This is a genomic window from Pseudomonas sp. UMAB-40, from assembly GCF_900095275.1.
Taxonomy (GTDB): domain Bacteria; phylum Pseudomonadota; class Gammaproteobacteria; order Pseudomonadales; family Pseudomonadaceae; genus Aquipseudomonas; species Aquipseudomonas mandelii_B.
The window spans coordinates 1-15,437 of sequence record NZ_LT607560.1 but is presented as its reverse complement, the minus strand read 5'-3'; the positions used below and the strand labels follow the sequence as shown (position 1 = coordinate 15,437).

The 15,437-nt window shown below is 56.9% G+C and carries 12 protein-coding genes and 1 tRNA gene; 9 read left to right on the top strand and 4 right to left on the bottom strand.

The genetic code is table 11. The features are described 5' to 3' along the window. Window positions 1–8 precede the first annotated feature (8 nt). Complete coding sequence (locus K0F88_RS15045) at window positions 9–959, top strand: alpha-E domain-containing protein (RefSeq protein WP_131062458.1); 951 nt, start codon at window positions 9–11, stop codon at window positions 957–959. After that, window positions 956–1,771: a transglutaminase family protein gene (locus K0F88_RS15040; protein ID WP_219095559.1), complete on the top strand. Its 816-nt coding sequence runs from the start codon at window positions 956–958 to the stop codon at window positions 1,769–1,771. Before K0F88_RS15045 ends, K0F88_RS15040 begins: the two co-directional genes overlap by 4 nt. A gap of 118 nt (window positions 1,772–1,889) precedes the next feature. On the opposite strand, the gene K0F88_RS15035 is transcribed toward K0F88_RS15040, so the two are convergent. After that, the gene (locus tag K0F88_RS15035) at window positions 1,890–2,711 is read right to left on the bottom strand and encodes a cytochrome c (protein WP_094471413.1); all 822 of its coding nucleotides are present in this window, start codon (window positions 2,709–2,711) and stop codon (window positions 1,890–1,892) included. 591 nt (window positions 2,712–3,302) lie between these two features. Here K0F88_RS15035 and K0F88_RS15030 point away from each other — a divergent pair. The 3 genes from K0F88_RS15030 to K0F88_RS15020 all read left to right on the top strand — a co-directional run bounded on the left by K0F88_RS15030 (window position 3,303) and on the right by K0F88_RS15020 (window position 7,502). Further along, window positions 3,303–4,508: an acetyl-CoA C-acetyltransferase gene (locus K0F88_RS15030; protein ID WP_010456599.1), complete on the top strand. Its 1,206-nt coding sequence runs from the start codon at window positions 3,303–3,305 to the stop codon at window positions 4,506–4,508. A gap of 25 nt (window positions 4,509–4,533) precedes the next feature. Further along, window positions 4,534–6,678: a 3-hydroxyacyl-CoA dehydrogenase NAD-binding domain-containing protein gene (locus tag K0F88_RS15025; RefSeq protein WP_219095558.1), complete on the top strand. Its 2,145-nt coding sequence runs from the start codon at window positions 4,534–4,536 to the stop codon at window positions 6,676–6,678. A gap of 95 nt (window positions 6,679–6,773) precedes the next feature. Next, on the top strand, window positions 6,774–7,502 hold the full coding sequence (locus K0F88_RS15020) for an amidotransferase (RefSeq protein ID WP_219095557.1): 729 nt from the start codon (window positions 6,774–6,776) through the stop codon (window positions 7,500–7,502). A gap of 55 nt (window positions 7,503–7,557) precedes the next feature. On the opposite strand, the gene K0F88_RS15015 is transcribed toward K0F88_RS15020, so the two are convergent. From K0F88_RS15015 to K0F88_RS15005, 3 genes are all read right to left on the bottom strand, one after another. Next, window positions 7,558–8,529 (bottom strand): magnesium and cobalt transport protein CorA, encoded by a 972-nt coding sequence (locus K0F88_RS15015; RefSeq protein ID WP_219095556.1) that lies wholly within the window; start codon window positions 8,527–8,529, stop codon window positions 7,558–7,560. Between the two features lie 161 nt (window positions 8,530–8,690). After that, window positions 8,691–9,413: a 1-acyl-sn-glycerol-3-phosphate acyltransferase gene (locus K0F88_RS15010; protein ID WP_219095555.1), complete on the bottom strand. Its 723-nt coding sequence runs from the start codon at window positions 9,411–9,413 to the stop codon at window positions 8,691–8,693. A 214-nt stretch (window positions 9,414–9,627) separates the two neighbouring features. Continuing rightward, a complete protein-coding gene (locus K0F88_RS15005; protein ID WP_219095554.1) occupies window positions 9,628–10,317 on the bottom strand; it encodes a crotonase/enoyl-CoA hydratase family protein in 690 nt (229 codons plus the stop codon). 308 nt (window positions 10,318–10,625) lie between these two features. Here K0F88_RS15005 and K0F88_RS15000 point away from each other — a divergent pair. The 4 genes from K0F88_RS15000 to K0F88_RS14985 all read left to right on the top strand — a co-directional run bounded on the left by K0F88_RS15000 (window position 10,626) and on the right by K0F88_RS14985 (window position 15,403). After that, window positions 10,626–10,715 (top strand) — tRNA-Ser (locus K0F88_RS15000). Between the two features lie 907 nt (window positions 10,716–11,622). Beyond that, on the top strand, window positions 11,623–12,012 hold the full coding sequence (locus K0F88_RS14995) for a hypothetical protein (RefSeq protein WP_219095553.1): 390 nt from the start codon (window positions 11,623–11,625) through the stop codon (window positions 12,010–12,012). Between the two features lie 1,364 nt (window positions 12,013–13,376). After that, complete coding sequence (locus K0F88_RS14990; RefSeq protein WP_219095552.1) at window positions 13,377–14,090, top strand: recombinase family protein; 714 nt, start codon at window positions 13,377–13,379, stop codon at window positions 14,088–14,090. Between the two features lie 593 nt (window positions 14,091–14,683). Next, window positions 14,684–15,403 carry a hypothetical protein gene (locus K0F88_RS14985; RefSeq protein ID WP_219095551.1) on the top strand — a complete coding sequence of 240 codons (720 nt, stop codon included), beginning with the start codon at window positions 14,684–14,686 and terminating at the stop codon, window positions 15,401–15,403. Window positions 15,404–15,437: the final 34 nt, after the last annotated feature.

Here is a 15,437-nt window from a genome sequence, read left to right as displayed (position 1 = left end):
AGCTTGCCATGTTAAGTAGAACTGCCTCGGATTTGTATTGGATGTCGCGTTACCTCGAGCGGGCGGAAAACCTCGCACGGATGCTCGACATCAGTTATTCGCTGTCGCTGATGCCGCAGGACGGTCGCGGTGACGGTCTGCACGAACTGGCCATGCCGCTGCTGATCACCGGCACCCTGGACGATTACCTGGAACGTCACGGTGATTTGCACGCCGAGCGGCTGCTGCATTTCTTCGCGCTGGACGCGGCCAATCCGGCGAGCATCTACAGCTGTCTGGGCTCGGCGCGGGCCAGTGCCCATGCGGTGCGTGGGCGAATCACCGCCGACATGTGGGAAAACATCAACGCCACCTGGCTGGAAATTCGCGGGATCGCCGAACAGGGGCTGAGTCGCTATGGCATGAGCCGTTTTTGCGAGTGGATCAAGGAACGTTCCCACCTGTTCCGCGGCGCGTCCTACGGCACGATCATGCGTAACGATGCGTTCCGCTTCATTCGCTTGGGAACGTTTATCGAACGGGCCGACAACACGTTGCGCCTGCTCGACGCCCGCTACGAAATGGCCGGCGATCAGGCTGAAGCGGTCAGTGACGGCACGGCTCACGCGTATTACCAGTGGAGTGCGCTGCTGCGGGCGCTGTCCTCGTTCGAGGCCTACACCGAGATCTACCGCGATGCACCCGGCGCCCGGCATGTGGCCGAGTTGCTGTTGCTGCGCGCCGATGTGCCGCGTTCCCTGCGCGCCTGCACCGAAGAAATCGACCAGATTCTCGCCCAATTGCCGGGGGCCAATGGCCGTCCCGCGCAACGTCTGGCGGCGGAGATGGACGCGCGCCTGCGCTACACCGGCATCAACGAAATTCTCGACGAAGGCCTGCACGCCTGGCTGACCGAGTTCATCCCGCTGGTGCGCCAGTTGGGTAACGCCATACACAGTTCCTATCTGGAGGCTGCATGAGACTTTCCATTAGCCACGAAACCACCTATCACTACGAAGATCAGGTGCGGGCGAGCATCCAGTACCTGCGACTGACACCCCACGACAGCGAGCGTCAGCATGTGCTCAGCTGGCAACTCGACCTGCCGCGCCCGGTGCGCGCGCAACTCGATCCGTTCGGCAACATCCTGCATGTGCTGACCATGGACGAGCCCCACGAGGCAATCATCATCGGCGCTCGTGGCCAGGTAGACATCGACGAACTGCGCGAAGCCGAACATGAAAGCCAGTCGGCACTGCCGTTCCTGCGTTTCACGCGCTTGACCGAAGCCGACGAGGCTCTGCGTGCGTTTGCCGAGAAGGAATGCAAGAAACGCCGGGATCGCACGGCGTTGATCGACTTGATGCATGGCCTGAATTCGCACATGACCTACACGCCGGGTTCCACCGAAGTGGACACCAGCGCCGCCCAGGCCTTCGCCGGGCGTTCCGGGGTCTGTCAGGACCACACCCACGCGTTTCTCGCCTGTGCCCGCAGCCTGGGCATTCCGTCGCGTTATGTGTCGGGGTATTTGTACAGCGAGAACAGCGAACACCTGGCCAGTCACGCCTGGGCCGAAGCCTGGCTCGATGACGCCTGGTACAGTTTCGATGTGACCAATGAACTGGCCCGGCCGGAGCGACATTTGAAACTGGCCGTGGGCCTGGATTACCTGGATGCTTGCCCGGTACGCGGGATGCGTCGGGGCGGTGGGTGTGAGCAGATGCACGCGAAGGTGTTTGTTTCGCCGACGCCGATGCCTGCGCCGGTTATCTCTGTCCAACAGCAATAACCGGAACGCCTCAACCCTCTGTGGGAGCGGGCTTGCCCGCGATAGCGTCCTATCAGTCAGCACTTCCATGGCTGACACACCGCCATCGCGGGCAAGCCTGCTCCCACAGGGATAAGTGTCAGGGCTTAACTTTGCGCCCAGCCATATGCTTCAAATACCCCACCAGCATCTCCAGATCCCCCTCCGGCAATACCGTCGGCGCAAAACCCGGCATCTTCGCCTGAGGCCATTGCCGTAAGCTCTGCGGATCTCGAATGTAGCGCTTCAGAAAATCCGCCCCGAAGTACTCGGTCGGATTAAACGGAATATTCAGATCCGGCCCGAACTGCGCATCCCCGGCACCGTTCAATCGATGACACGCCAGGCAATTTTTCTGAAACAGCGCAAAACCTTTATTCACCGGGTCATCCGCCTTCAGTGCAGGATCAGGCACCAGGGCAGGGAAGCGCTCGGCCACCGGCGCCATGCGCTTGATACTCGCCACCTGGAATGGCCATTGCTCCGGGCTGATGTTGCCGGCTTGCGGATCGACCCACACCAGATAAAACGGCCCGGCACCCGGTTTTCCTTCAGATAACGCAGGCCACGGCTTGGCCGGGTCTTCAATCGCCAGCCACGCGCGCGCGCCCTTGGCGTTCAGCAACGGCGCCGCGGACAACTCTGCGGCAAACCCGTCCAGCGCGACGGCTTGCAGATGGTCGTCAGGCTTGATGCCGGTCAACAGGGCTGCCAACGGGACGGCGCGATAACTCATCTCCCGCTTGTAGGAAACGTCGTCGCTGATGGTGATGGTCTGGACCTGAGGGTGCTTGAGCAACTCCTCTGTCTGCCAGGTGCGACTGCTCGCGCCCAGCTCGAGGTTCAGCTGTGCGGCATACAAGGGCGTGCTGAGCAGCAAGGCCCCGAACAGAATGAGCGTTTTCAAATGATCGCCGTCCATGTCGTGGAAGTGCCGCAAAGGTTGGCACACCCACGCTGGCCCGGGTAGCGAGCCAGTCACATTTTTAAGAGGGCGATATAAAAACCTGGCGCCGTATTTTTGAAGTCCGACTAGCCGATCACCTTGGTCAGGTTCGGCAAAATCAACAACAGCGTAGTGGCGAAAAGAATGAGCCCGGCTTGACGTACTTTCGAATGCTTGAACATGGCTTGACCGCCTTTTTTGTTATTTCCCGATGCCTGCCTGCATATCTCCATGACGGCAGAGCGTTGAACTTCCTGTAAGACGAGTGCCTCGGCAAAACCCGACGACAACTTCGTACATGTTCACCTTAGAGCCCGCGTCACGCTTGGTTTAGATCCATTTCGTATGGTTCGCGCACTTAAAGCTTTTAAAAAGGCATGAGGCCTATTGCCAGCTTCTTGGGCGCCCGTTTGCTAGACAGCTTGGTGACGTGAATCGGTTAATCCGGCCGTGGGCGACCGTCCGTCTGAGCGTGTCCGTCAACGCCAGTGAGCATTGCGGTCATTGAATCCATGGCCGCTCGGCCTAAGGTGGAAGCTCAGTATTTCGCCCAGTTTCGAGGACGTCATGACCCAAGCTTTGATTTTCGACGCGTTACGCACGCCCCGTGGCAAAGGCAAGGCCGATGGCGCCTTGCACAGCGTCAAACCGGTGAATCTGGTGGCCGGGTTGCTCACGGCGTTGCAGCAGCGCACGTCGCTGGACACCAGCCAGGTCGATGACGTGGTACTTGGCTGCGTCACGCCGATCGGCGATCAGGGCTCGGACATCGCCAAGACCGCGGCACAAGTCGCCGATTGGGACGTCAGCGTGTCTGGCGTGCAGATCAATCGCTTCTGCGCTTCGGGGCTTGAGGCCGTGAACCTCGGCGCGATGAAAGTCCGTTCCGGCTTCGAAGACCTGGTGGTGGTCGGCGGCGTCGAATCCATGTCCCGCGTGCCGATGGGCAGCGATGGCGGCGCCTGGGCGCTGGACCCGGAAACCAACCTGCACAGCCATTTCACCCCGCAAGGCGTCGGCGCCGACCTGATCGCCACGATTGAAGGCTTCAGCCGCCAGGACGTCGATGCTTACGCGCTGCACTCCCAACAAAAAGCAGCACGGGCGCGAGCCAACGGTTCGTTCAACAAATCGCTGGTGCCGGTGCAGGATCAGAACGGCATCATCCTGCTCGATCACGATGAGTTCATCCGCGCCGAATCCACTCTGGAAGGCCTGGGCAAACTCAAGCCGAGCTTCGAGATGATGGGGCTGATGGGCTTCGACGCCACCGCGCTGCGCGTTTACAGCCAGGTGGAGCGGATCAATCACGTCCACACCCCGGGTAACAGCTCCGGGATCGTCGATGGCGCCGCCCTGATGCTGATCGGCTCCGAGGCCAAGGGCCGGGCGCTGGGTCTGCAGCCACGGGCGCGGATCGTCGCCACCGCCGTCACCAGCACCGATCCGACCATCATGCTCACCGGCCCGGCGCCGGCCACCCGCAAGGCATTGGCCAAGGCCGGGCTGCGGGTCGAAGACATCGACCTGTTCGAGGTCAATGAAGCTTTCGCTTCGGTGGTGCTGAAATTCATCAAGGACATGGCCATCGACCCGGACAAGGTCAACGTCAACGGCGGCTCCATCGCCATGGGCCACCCGCTGGGCGCCACTGGCTGCGCGATCCTCGGCACTCTGCTCGATGAACTGGAAACCCGGCGTCTTCGCTATGGCCTCGCGACCCTGTGTGTCGGCGGCGGCATGGGCATTGCCACCATCATCGAACGCCTCTGAGCCCCGACCTTAAGGAACAAGTGACATGACTGAAGCCATTCGTTACGAAAAAGGTCAGGACCAGATCGTCGTCCTGACCATCGACATGCCGGGCCAGAGCGCCAATACCATGAACGCGATTTATCGCGAAGCCATGGCCGCCTGCGTCGCCCGCCTGGTGGCCGAAAAGGACAGCATTGCCGGTGTCATCATCACCTCGGGCAAGAAAACCTTCTTTGCCGGCGGCGACCTCAACGAACTGATCAAGGTCGGCAAACCCGAAGCCAAGGCCTTTTACGACATGGTCCTGACACTCAAAGGCCAGTTGCGTACCCTGGAAACCCTCGGCAAACCGGTGGTGGCCGCGATCAATGGCGCGGCGTTGGGTGGAGGTTGGGAAATCTGCCTCGCCTGCCATCACCGCGTCGCGCTGGACAATCCATCCGTGCAACTCGGCCTGCCGGAAGTCACCCTTGGCTTGCTGCCGGGCGGTGGCGGGGTAGTGCGTATGGTGCGCATGCTGGGCATTGAAAAAGCCTTGCCGTACCTGCTCGAAGGCAAGAAAGTCCGGCCGCAACAGGCCTTGCAAGCGGGTTTGATCGATGAACTGGCCGCTGATCGCGATGAGCTGCTGAGCAAGGCGCGCGCGTGGATTATTGCCAATCCGGCCGCCGCACAACGGTGGGACGTGAAGGGTTATCAGATACCCGGCGGCACGCCGTCGAACCCGAAAGTCGCGCCAATGCTCGCCATCGCACCGTCGATCCTGCGCAGCAAAACCCAGGGCTGCATGCCGGCGCCGGAGAAGATTCTCTGTGCCGCTGTCGAAGGCGCTCAAGTGGATTTCGACACCGCGCACCTGATCGAAACCCGCTATTTCACAGAACTGACCACCGGGCAAATTTCGAAAAACCTGATCGGCACCTTCTGGTTCCAGCTCAACGAGATCAACGCCGGCGGCTCGCGGCCCAAGGGGTTTGCACCTTGCGTCACGCAAAAAGTCGGCGTGCTGGGCGCCGGGATGATGGGCGCGGGCATCGCCTTTGTCAGCGCCTCGGCCGGCATTGAAGTGGTGCTCAAGGACATCAACCTCGCAGCAGCGGAGAAGGGCAAGGCCCATTCGGCGGCGCTGCTGGACAAGAAAGTCGCCCGCGGCCAGTTGATTGCGGAGCAGCGCGAGGCGATTCTGGCGCGGATCCGTACCACAGAAAGCGATGCAGACCTGGCCGGTTGCGATCTGATCATTGAAGCGGTATTCGAAGATCGCGAGCTGAAAGCCAAAGTCTCCTCGGCGGCACAGAAAGTCGTCGGCCCGGCCGCGGTGATCGCCTCCAATACTTCGACCTTGCCGATCAGCGGCCTGGCCACTGCGGTGCCGGACCAAACGAAGTTCATCGGCCTGCATTTCTTCAGCCCGGTGGAGAAAATGCCGCTGGTGGAAATCATCAAGGGCGCCAACACCAGCGACGAAACCCTGGCGCGCGGTTTCGATTTCGTCCTGCAAATCAAGAAAACCCCGATTGTGGTCAACGACAGTCGCGGCTTCTTCACTTCGCGGGTGTTTGGCACCTTCACCAACGAAGGCATCGCCATGCTCGGCGAAGGCGTGAGCGCACCGATGATCGAGACGGAAGCGCGCAAGGCCGGCATGCCGGTCGGGCCTCTGGCGATCTCTGACGAAGTTTCCCTCAGCCTCATGAGCCATATCCGCCAGCAAACAGCCAAAGACCTGCAAGCAGAAGGGAAACCGCTGATTGAGCACCCCGCATTCGCCGTGATTGACTTGCTGCTCAACGAATACAAGCGGCCTGGTAAAGCCGCAGGAGGCGGGTTCTACGAGTACCCGGCCGGAGGCCAGAAACATCTGTGGCCTGAGCTGAAAAGCCGTTTCGAGAAAGCCGACGGGCAGATTTCGCCAAAGGATGTGCGCGATCGCTTGCTGTTCGTGCAAGCCATCGAAACTGTGCGTTGCGTGGAGGAGGGTGTGCTGACCTCGACGGCGGACGCCAACGTCGGCTCGATCTTCGGTATCGGCTTCGCGGCCTGGACCGGTGGCGCGCTGCAGTTCATCAACCAATACGGTGTGAAAGACTTCATCGCCCGCGCCCAGTACCTGGCCCAGCAGTATGGCGAGCGGTTTGCGCCGCCGGCGTTGCTGCTGGAGAAAGCCGCCAAAGGGGAGGCCTTCTAAGGGACGTATGACGCCTTCCGGGGCTTGCCTTGTTACGGTGTTTCGAGGCAGGCTCTGGGGTGTGCATTATTCCCATCACGTGTCAGGTATTTTTTATGTCGTTACGCATCTGCATTCTGGAAACCGACATCCTGCGTCCGGAACTGGTCGATCAATATCAGGGTTACGGGCAGATGTTCCAGAATCTGTTTTCGCAGCAACCCATCGCTGCCGAGTTCACCGTGTACAACGTGATGCAGGGCGAGTACCCGAGTGACGATTTGACCTTCGACGCCTACCTCGTCACCGGCAGCAAGGCCGATTCCTTTGGCACCGATCCGTGGATCGAGACCCTGCGGGCCTACTTGCTGAAGCGCTATGAGCGTGGCGACAAGTTGCTGGGCGTGTGCTTCGGTCATCAGTTGTTGGCGCTGCTGCTAGGCGGCAAGAGCGAACGTGCGACCCAAGGTTGGGGCGTCGGCACGCACAAGTACAAACTCGCTGCCAAGGCGCCATGGATGAGTCCGGTTCGAGAAGAACTGACCTTGTTGATCAGCCACCAGGACCAGGTGACGTCGCTACCGGAAAACGCCACGGTCATCGCCTCGAGCGATTTCTGCCCGTTCGCCGCGTACCACATCAACGATCAGGTGCTGTGCTTCCAGGGACACCCGGAATTCATTCACGATTATTCCCGTGCGTTATTGGAGATTCGGCAGGAGGCGCTGGGTCAGCAGATTTATACGAAAGGTGTGGCGAGCCTTGAGCAAGAGCATCACGGCACGACCGTTGCGGAGTGGATGATGCGGTTTGTGGCGCACAAGCCAGAAGCTAAAGCGGTTTAAAACCATTGCGGTGAATGTGTGGCGAGGGAGCAAGTTCCTTCGCCACAAAAGCGTTTCAAAGCCACCCGGACTTCTTGAAACTCGCCCACAAACTTACACACCCCACCGCAATAAACCCCAGCACCGCGAAATACCCGTAATGCCAGGTCAACTCCGGCATGTTCTGGAAATTCATCCCGTAAATCCCTGCCACCGCCGTCGGGAACGCCAGAATTGCCGCCCACGCCGCAAACTTGCGCTGCACCACGCTCTGCCGTGACGCCTCCAGCAACACCCCGACCTCGATGGTCTGGCTGGCAATGTCCGCCAGGGTCGTCAGGTCTTCCATCTGCCGTGTGACGTGGATCTGCACATCGCGAAAGTACGGGCGCATGTTCTTGTCGATAAACGGAAAGCTCAGCTTCTGCAGTTCCTCACCGATTTCCACCATCGGCGCCGCATAACGCCGCAAGCGCAAGACGTCCCGGCGCAGGCCGTGCAGCTTCTGGATGTCATGTTCATTCAGCGCGCTGCACAACACGTTGCGCTCCAGCTCATCGATCTCGGCATGGATCGCTTCGCCCACCGGCTGGTAGTTTTCAATCACGAAATCGAGGATGGCATAGAGGACGAAATCTTCTCCGTGCTCCAACAACAGCGGACGCGCCTCACAACGCTGGCGGACAAGGGCGTAGGACGCCGAATGACCGTTGCGCGCGGTAATGATGTAGCCGTTGCCGGCGAAGATATGAGTCTCGATAAACTCCAGTTTGCCTTCATGCCGGACCGGAGAATACGTGACGATAAACAAGGCGTCGCCGAAGGTTTCGAGCTTCGGTCGGCTGTGTTTTTCCAAGGCGTCTTCGATGGCCAGTTCGTGCAGGTTGAACTGGCGTTGCAGGTTGGCCAGCTCCAGGGCGTTCGGCTCTTCGAGGCCGATCCAGACGAAGTGGCCAGGCTTTGCAGCCCAGGCAGCGCCTTCGTCGAGGGTGATATTGGTGACTTTTTTACCGGCGCTATAAACCGCAGCAGCAACAACTCTACCCATGATTTTGGTTCACTTCTTATTAGCGCTTTTGATTAACAAAGACCCAGTGGCAAGCCGTGCTCAGCTTAGCCTTGTCTGCTGCTTGAGAGTCAATGAAATCTGCCGAGTTCGCCGGCAAAAGTTCACAGGCGAAAAAAACCCGCACCAGGCGGGTTTTATTGTTAAGCGGCCTGGAGTTGCCGGTCCATCGACTCGATGCATTCGCGCATCTGCTCGCGGCACTGAGCCATCAGCAGGGGCATGTCGTCCAGGCTCAATCCGGCCGTAGGAATCGCCGGGAGCGAGCGGATCAGAATTTTCCCACTGCGCCAGCGGTTCAATCGCATGTGTTTGACGTAACTGCTGACACACACCGGCACGATCGGCACGCCGGCGGCGATCGCCATCTGGAACGCGCCTTTCTTGAACGGCAGCAACTCTTCACCGAGGTTGCGCGTACCTTCGGGGAAAACCCAGATCGACGTGTCCTCATGCTGCAAGGTGTGCGTGGTGGTCAACATCGACTGGCGCGCCTTGTGCGCATTGCCGCGATCGATCAACACATTACCGGCCAGCCAGAACAACTGCCCGAACAGCGGCACCCACTTCAGGCTCTTCTTGCCGATGCACACGGTGCGGCGGGGCACCACGTTGCCGAACACAAACAGATCGTAGTTGGACTGGTGGTTGGCGATGATCACGCAGCTGTCTGGTTTATCCATCAAAGGTCCGACATCGGTCTTCACCCGCAAACGCAAAATACACATCGCCGGCCACGCATACAGCCGCGCACACAATCGGCTGTTGTCCGGGTTGAACGGGCGGCACAGGCCCAGAATCACCCCAAGCACACCGGCCAGAATAAAGTGCAGGCCCATCAATAACATACGAAACACGAACAGCATCTACAGGCCCCACCGGGACAAAAGGTGGCGCAGTGTACGGATGTGCACTGTTTTCGGCAATTGCCGCTATAGAGGGAGGAGATAGGCGATGTTTGTGCGCATGTTTCCGACTTGTGGGTCAGACGCGAGCTAGAGCGGTTGTGGGATTTTCAACAGCGTGCGTATGAAAAAGCCCGACACGACGGTCGGGCTTTTCTGTGCAGCCTGTCCGGGCTTAACCCATGTGTTCCTGATCCAGGATGATCGCATTGTCCAGCGTATCCAGCAGCGCCTTGCGCACTTTCAGCTTGGTGTTCTTGTGCGCGGTCATGTTGATCTTCTTCAACTGACGCGCCGCCGCCAGCGCAGCACCTTGCAGCTCTTCGGCCGACACCACCACATCGAGGAAACCGGCATCCACGGCGCTCTGTGGATTAAACATCTCACCGTTGATGACGGAGCGGTGGAACGCCGACTTGCGCAGACGATCACGCGCGATCTCGATACCGGCGTGGTGCATGGTCATGCCGATCTGCACTTCGTTCAGGCCAATGCTGAACGGGCCGTCGACACCAATGCGGTAGTCCGCCGACAACAGCAGGAACGCGCCCTTGGCCACCGCATGCCCAGGGCACGCCACAATCACCGGGAACGGATGCGACAACAGACGACGAGCCAGCGTCGAGCCGGCCGTCACCACCGCGACCGCTTCTTTCGGGCCGGACGTCATCACCTTCAAGTCATAACCGCCGGACAGAATCCCGGGCGTACCGGTAATGATCACCACCGCACGATCAGTCACCGCCTGATCCAGCGCAGCATTAAACGCAGCAATCACGTCCGGGGAAATGGCATTGACCTTGCCGTTGCTCAAGGTCAGGGTCGCGATACCGTCTTCGAGATGGTAGGAAATCAACTCACTCATGACGCTATTCCTTGTATGAAAGTTGGGGCAGACGTTACCCACCGCCGCAGGCCAGGTAAAGCGCCGTGACTGACCCGCCAGTCACCCTTTCCCCGCCGGGCAAGCGTAGCTCGCCACTCCCGCCGTGCATTCCTCTCCTTATAGAAGAGGGCGCGAAGCCGGAGATTGGCAGGTTTGCCATCGCCCGGAACCGACAGGAACGACTAAAACGCTAAGCACATGAAAATTCTGCAAAAAAAGTTTGCCATCAGAAAAGCTTTCGACTACATTAGCGCGCCTCGACAGACAGAACATGTTTGACGAGATACGGTGAAGTGTCCGAGTGGCTTAAGGAGCACGCCTGGAAAGTGTGTATACAAGAAATTGTATCGAGAGTTCGAATCTCTCCTTCACCGCCAAATTAAGGAAGCCCTGTGAATTCAGTTACTTAGAGTTCACGGGGTTTTTCGTTTGTGCCACTCAATTGTGCCACTTCCGTCTGTCTGAACATCCTACCGGCTCATCTTCTCTGCATACCCCCGCTGTAGACGTCACCATCCGAACCCTTACCGTTGCTGTTCGTATCGTCAGCACTGAGACTGTAAGGTCTGTGATTCGTACGCGTAGTTTTAAACCAGTCTCCGATAGACAGGCACGACGCATTGCGAAGGTGGCTACGTTTGCCATTGGCGGCATTGATCTTTATTTGTCACGCAATCCTGAGGTGATGAATACTCTACAGGGCGAAGTTGATTTCATTACGTCTTATAGGGTTTCACCGATGGAATATATCAGTGCTTGAATTACGGTCGGATATAGAGAGTGTAACGAACGCCCAATACCGTGAGGTATCGGCGGTTACACAGTTGAAGTAATACGGTTGGATATAGAAACGTCAGTGCGGAGCACTACGGTGATAACTCGTTGATGGACAATAGCCGCATCGTCCCGATTCAGGATCAGCCCACCGTCCAATACAATACTATCAACACACATCAAAGCTCTTCGCTTTTGATCTGCTGCACCGAAGGTGACGTGCAATCACTGTCAGCGACCGCTGACGGGGTTACTACTGGATGCGTCCGCATTCGTTTATGCACCGAAGCAAAAGGCAAGATCAAAGGCAAGAGCTGGATTTTTGTTTATTTGTATTTGTGTCGAGGTACATCCGAAGGGTAGTCAGCGGTCACGCCGTAGCTGAATCAAGATGAAAGCTAAACGCTTTCGGTGCGACCATCTTATGGCGAGGCTAGTGTGTTTGGTCTGCTACAGTCGGTGAGGCAGGCATGCTTTTAGTCTCCCCTCACAACACAACGAGAATGGCTAATGTCACTAAAGTCCACCGCCTTGCTAATGTCATTGATCTCAGTGGCTTACACGGCTCAAGCCCAGATGAAGCTAACGTCAGGCTACATCCTCATTCTTTACGAGAATGCAGACTTCGATCTGGCCACTGCGAGGGGGTGTAACCGTCCCGACCTCTACCAAGATTTCACCGTCGCTCTAGAAGATGCTCTACAGCATATCCCCAATGTGAAGCACGATAAAATCCCAGCGTTGATGCGAAATCTGAAAGCCAAAACCGAAGACACCTATAACGTCTTGGGATTTGAGAATCCAGCACATCAAGCAGAACAGCAGGCTAGCTGCCCCGAGAACATAAAGAACCTCATCGAACGCCTTGCAGACCTAAATCGCTGGGTGGTGGAAAGCTGACCCGGTGCCATGGGCGTGACTACGCTGGGTCTAGCCCTTCTGAAACGCAGATGTTATCCGGTCAAGCTCCACCCAAGGGTGTGATCCCTGTCCGGCGTAGCCACACCCAGCACGGTGCTGGAATACCAGTTGCTTGTCTGACTCAGCCTGTTCCGCGTTGCACGTCTTGCAGGATACAACGCCGGGTGACAGCCGCCACCGCGTGCTCCATAAAATCAAATCATCGTTGGCAGACATCAGATATTTCACTCGCACCAAAAGCTTGTTTTCAATTGGTAGCGATTGCTATTGAGAAGTTCCCCAGCGAAGCCAGTGAGTTATCCCACCTTGGAGCGAAACCCTCGGTACATCCTGCCAATCCACCATCCAGCGACGTACAGAATCACAACCACTGGCGTTGCCAAGAATAAGTAAGCCTCTACCCAAGACATCGATGACAACCAATCACCGATGCCCATTTGATGAAGTGCTGCGAGTTGCAGAGCAACTGGAAGCTGCAACAACACGAATGAGCCTTTGGAATCGCCCGGAGCGAGTGACCATGAAATACATGCAAGTGTTGGCAGAATGTACAGCATGGAGAACGCTACACCCAGTTGGCTCAGCCGCATTCGATCTTTTCCATAGGTTCGTTAACTCATGCTGTAGCATTGAATCAAGATGTTAGTTCACAGGTCAAACCTTCGCTAAACCTCGAATAACCCATCAGAAACCTCGTGCAAGCCATGCCCCTATCAACGGTTATAACGACGCCACTGGTTAGACCATCGGCCTATAAGCCAGTGTTCACGCGGGGTGTGGTGTGTAGTGGCTAACATCGGCGCTGTGGGAGCGCTCTCATTGCGTCAACTCTCGCCAGATTTCACTTTTTGCACCAAAAACGCGTTATTCGTCATCGCTGATACGATCAAACAAGAATAATTCCCATTTGACCCTCTTTCTGGTTTGATAGTCAAAACCACAGAGGGTCACCATCATGAGAATCACTCTCACCCACCAACAGCGCACCGCCTTGTCTGGAATTGCAGACGGATCGATACTGCATTGTGTCGAATCCTTGAATGGTCCCAAGGTGTACCGTCGTCTGTACGAGCTTCGCCTTATCGACGGTAGTGCCCCCGGTGCTGATGATCAGTTTGAATTACGGAATGTCTACCTCACCCCAGCAGGATTTGACCTGCTAAAACAGGCCATCCCTCATTGGAGAAGGTGGGCGTGGTGGGGCGTAACCCTTGGCTTTGTAGGCGCAGTGTCTACCTTCGGAATGGAGGTTGTGACGTTCATCAGGTCGATATAACAAACCTACAACGAACGTTCCAAAAATGTTATGGTGGCCCCCACAACCACTTTCGGAGGGCCGCACCATGACAAACCAGACAATTACTCAAGTCGTGGCCTACGTCCGAGTTTCTACCGGTGCTCAGGAAAAGAGTGGGTTGGGCTTAACTGCTCAGCTTGAGTACATTGCAGCAGCAGCGCTTTCAAATGGCTGGGAAGTGGTAGCTGAGTACACCGAAACCGTTAGCGGCACAGTCGCCCCCTTGGATCGTCCAGAGTGTAAGAAGGCGTTAGCTCATGGTCTGCCTATCTTGGTTGCCAAAGTGGACAGGATCAGTCGGGACGTTGAGCACATCGCTGGCCTGATGAAGCGTGCAACCATCAAGATTGCCACGATGCCCCACGCTGATAACTTCCAAATCCATCTGTTCGCTGCTTTGGCTGAACAGGAGCGGGCGTTCATCGCTGGTCGCACCAAAGACGCTCTGGCTGCACTCAAGGCAGACGCTGCTAAGGGTAATTCCAAGGCCGTACAGGCAGTGCAAAACCGCACCGATGTACTGGCTAGGGGGCGTACCGATGCCAACCGTGAGAAGGCTTCAACAGCCGTTCAGCAACGTGTTTCTAGTTGGCTTGAGACAGTGCGTGACCCAATTGATCTATGCATCATTCGTGGCGCCAAGACGCTTCCAGCCGTTGCCAAATGCATGAACGACAAAGGAATCACCACCAGTAGGGGCGGTGAGTGGTCTCCGATGCAGGTGAAGCGTGTGATGATGTCATTACACTTGACATTCTAACCCTTATGCGCACTGTAAGCTCCTGTTGTGCGATTACAGGCGTTCTATTCTATAGAGTGCTACATGGGTAGCTACAAGCTCTCAGGGAGGCGTGTGGAGGCTTACACAGATGATCTTATCAAATGAGAGCGGTTCTTATTTTGAATTTATCACGGGTTAGGTGATGCCGTCTCGTAATCTGTTAAGAGGCGCGGCTGGTTTTCCATAATCTCGCTGATGCTACAATCTCGCCGCTCGCTCACACCTACAGCACCACGAATGCAGGATGACAGTCCGTAGGGGTGGGCGGGCCACCAGATTATTTTTGCAGATTCTCAATCGGCTCAATCCGAAGTTGGTCGGCTTTCCGGCGAAAAATATGGAATCTGGAAAACTTCGCCCTAACGCTTCGTTCGGTGCAATAGCTGTATGTAGAGTCTTTTGGATCATACATGTTCTCGTATGTCAATACTCTGGTTGACATTTCTGACCGAAAGGCGTATGGTTCTCTTCAGTCGCCACTACCGGCGAACACACCACACCTCACCACACCATCAGGCTAAACAGTCTTGAGGATTTGCCTATTGAACTGAACTGATAAAGGAGACACGCCCTTGAAGACATTCGTCCTCAGATTGACCCCCGACACCATCGCAGCAAACCAAGACTCCATCCCCCAGTCCATCGATGAGCAGATTGTTATTCTTCATCGGCAGGGCATCGCTCGCCGTAAGATTGAACAAGCCCTACAAGTAACCGAGTATCACGTTCGCCGCGTTACCAAGGGTGTTCCCGTCGAGAAGGCTCAGAAGCCCTCTATTACGCCTTTTGAACGTGCCGTAGAGCAATGTTACCCGTTGGCTATCAGTCCAAATGGTCTGAAGGATTGCGAGCTACGCGATATCCTGTTTCGTGTGTACGGTTCCGAGTGGAATGCAGGCACGGGCAGACATGACGCCCTGTACAACGATGACCATGTTTACCGTGTTCGAAAGCGTATCCGTGAGCTTGCTGCTGAGAGTGGTGAAGTTGCTATATTCCCGATGGATTGGTTCAACACTGATCATCCTATTGAGTCCAACCATAAGATTCGCCAGTGTGCGATTGGTCTCGCCGAGCGAGTGCAGGACGCTGTAGATGAATACATGAGTGCTTGCAGTGTTGAGCTTCTGTGCGACGGAACACCTACAGCGTATGAAGGAGAGCAGCACCGTATTGCCTTGTTGAAACAGTCGCAGGCTGCACGGTTACACGTTCTCAAGCTGGCTATCCCTGAGGTTGGGTCTGAGCCCATCAGCGTGTTGATTGAGCGTGCAGAAGTGAATCGCCCCTAGTTTCGTAGACACCTCCAAGCCTTAAAATGAGGCC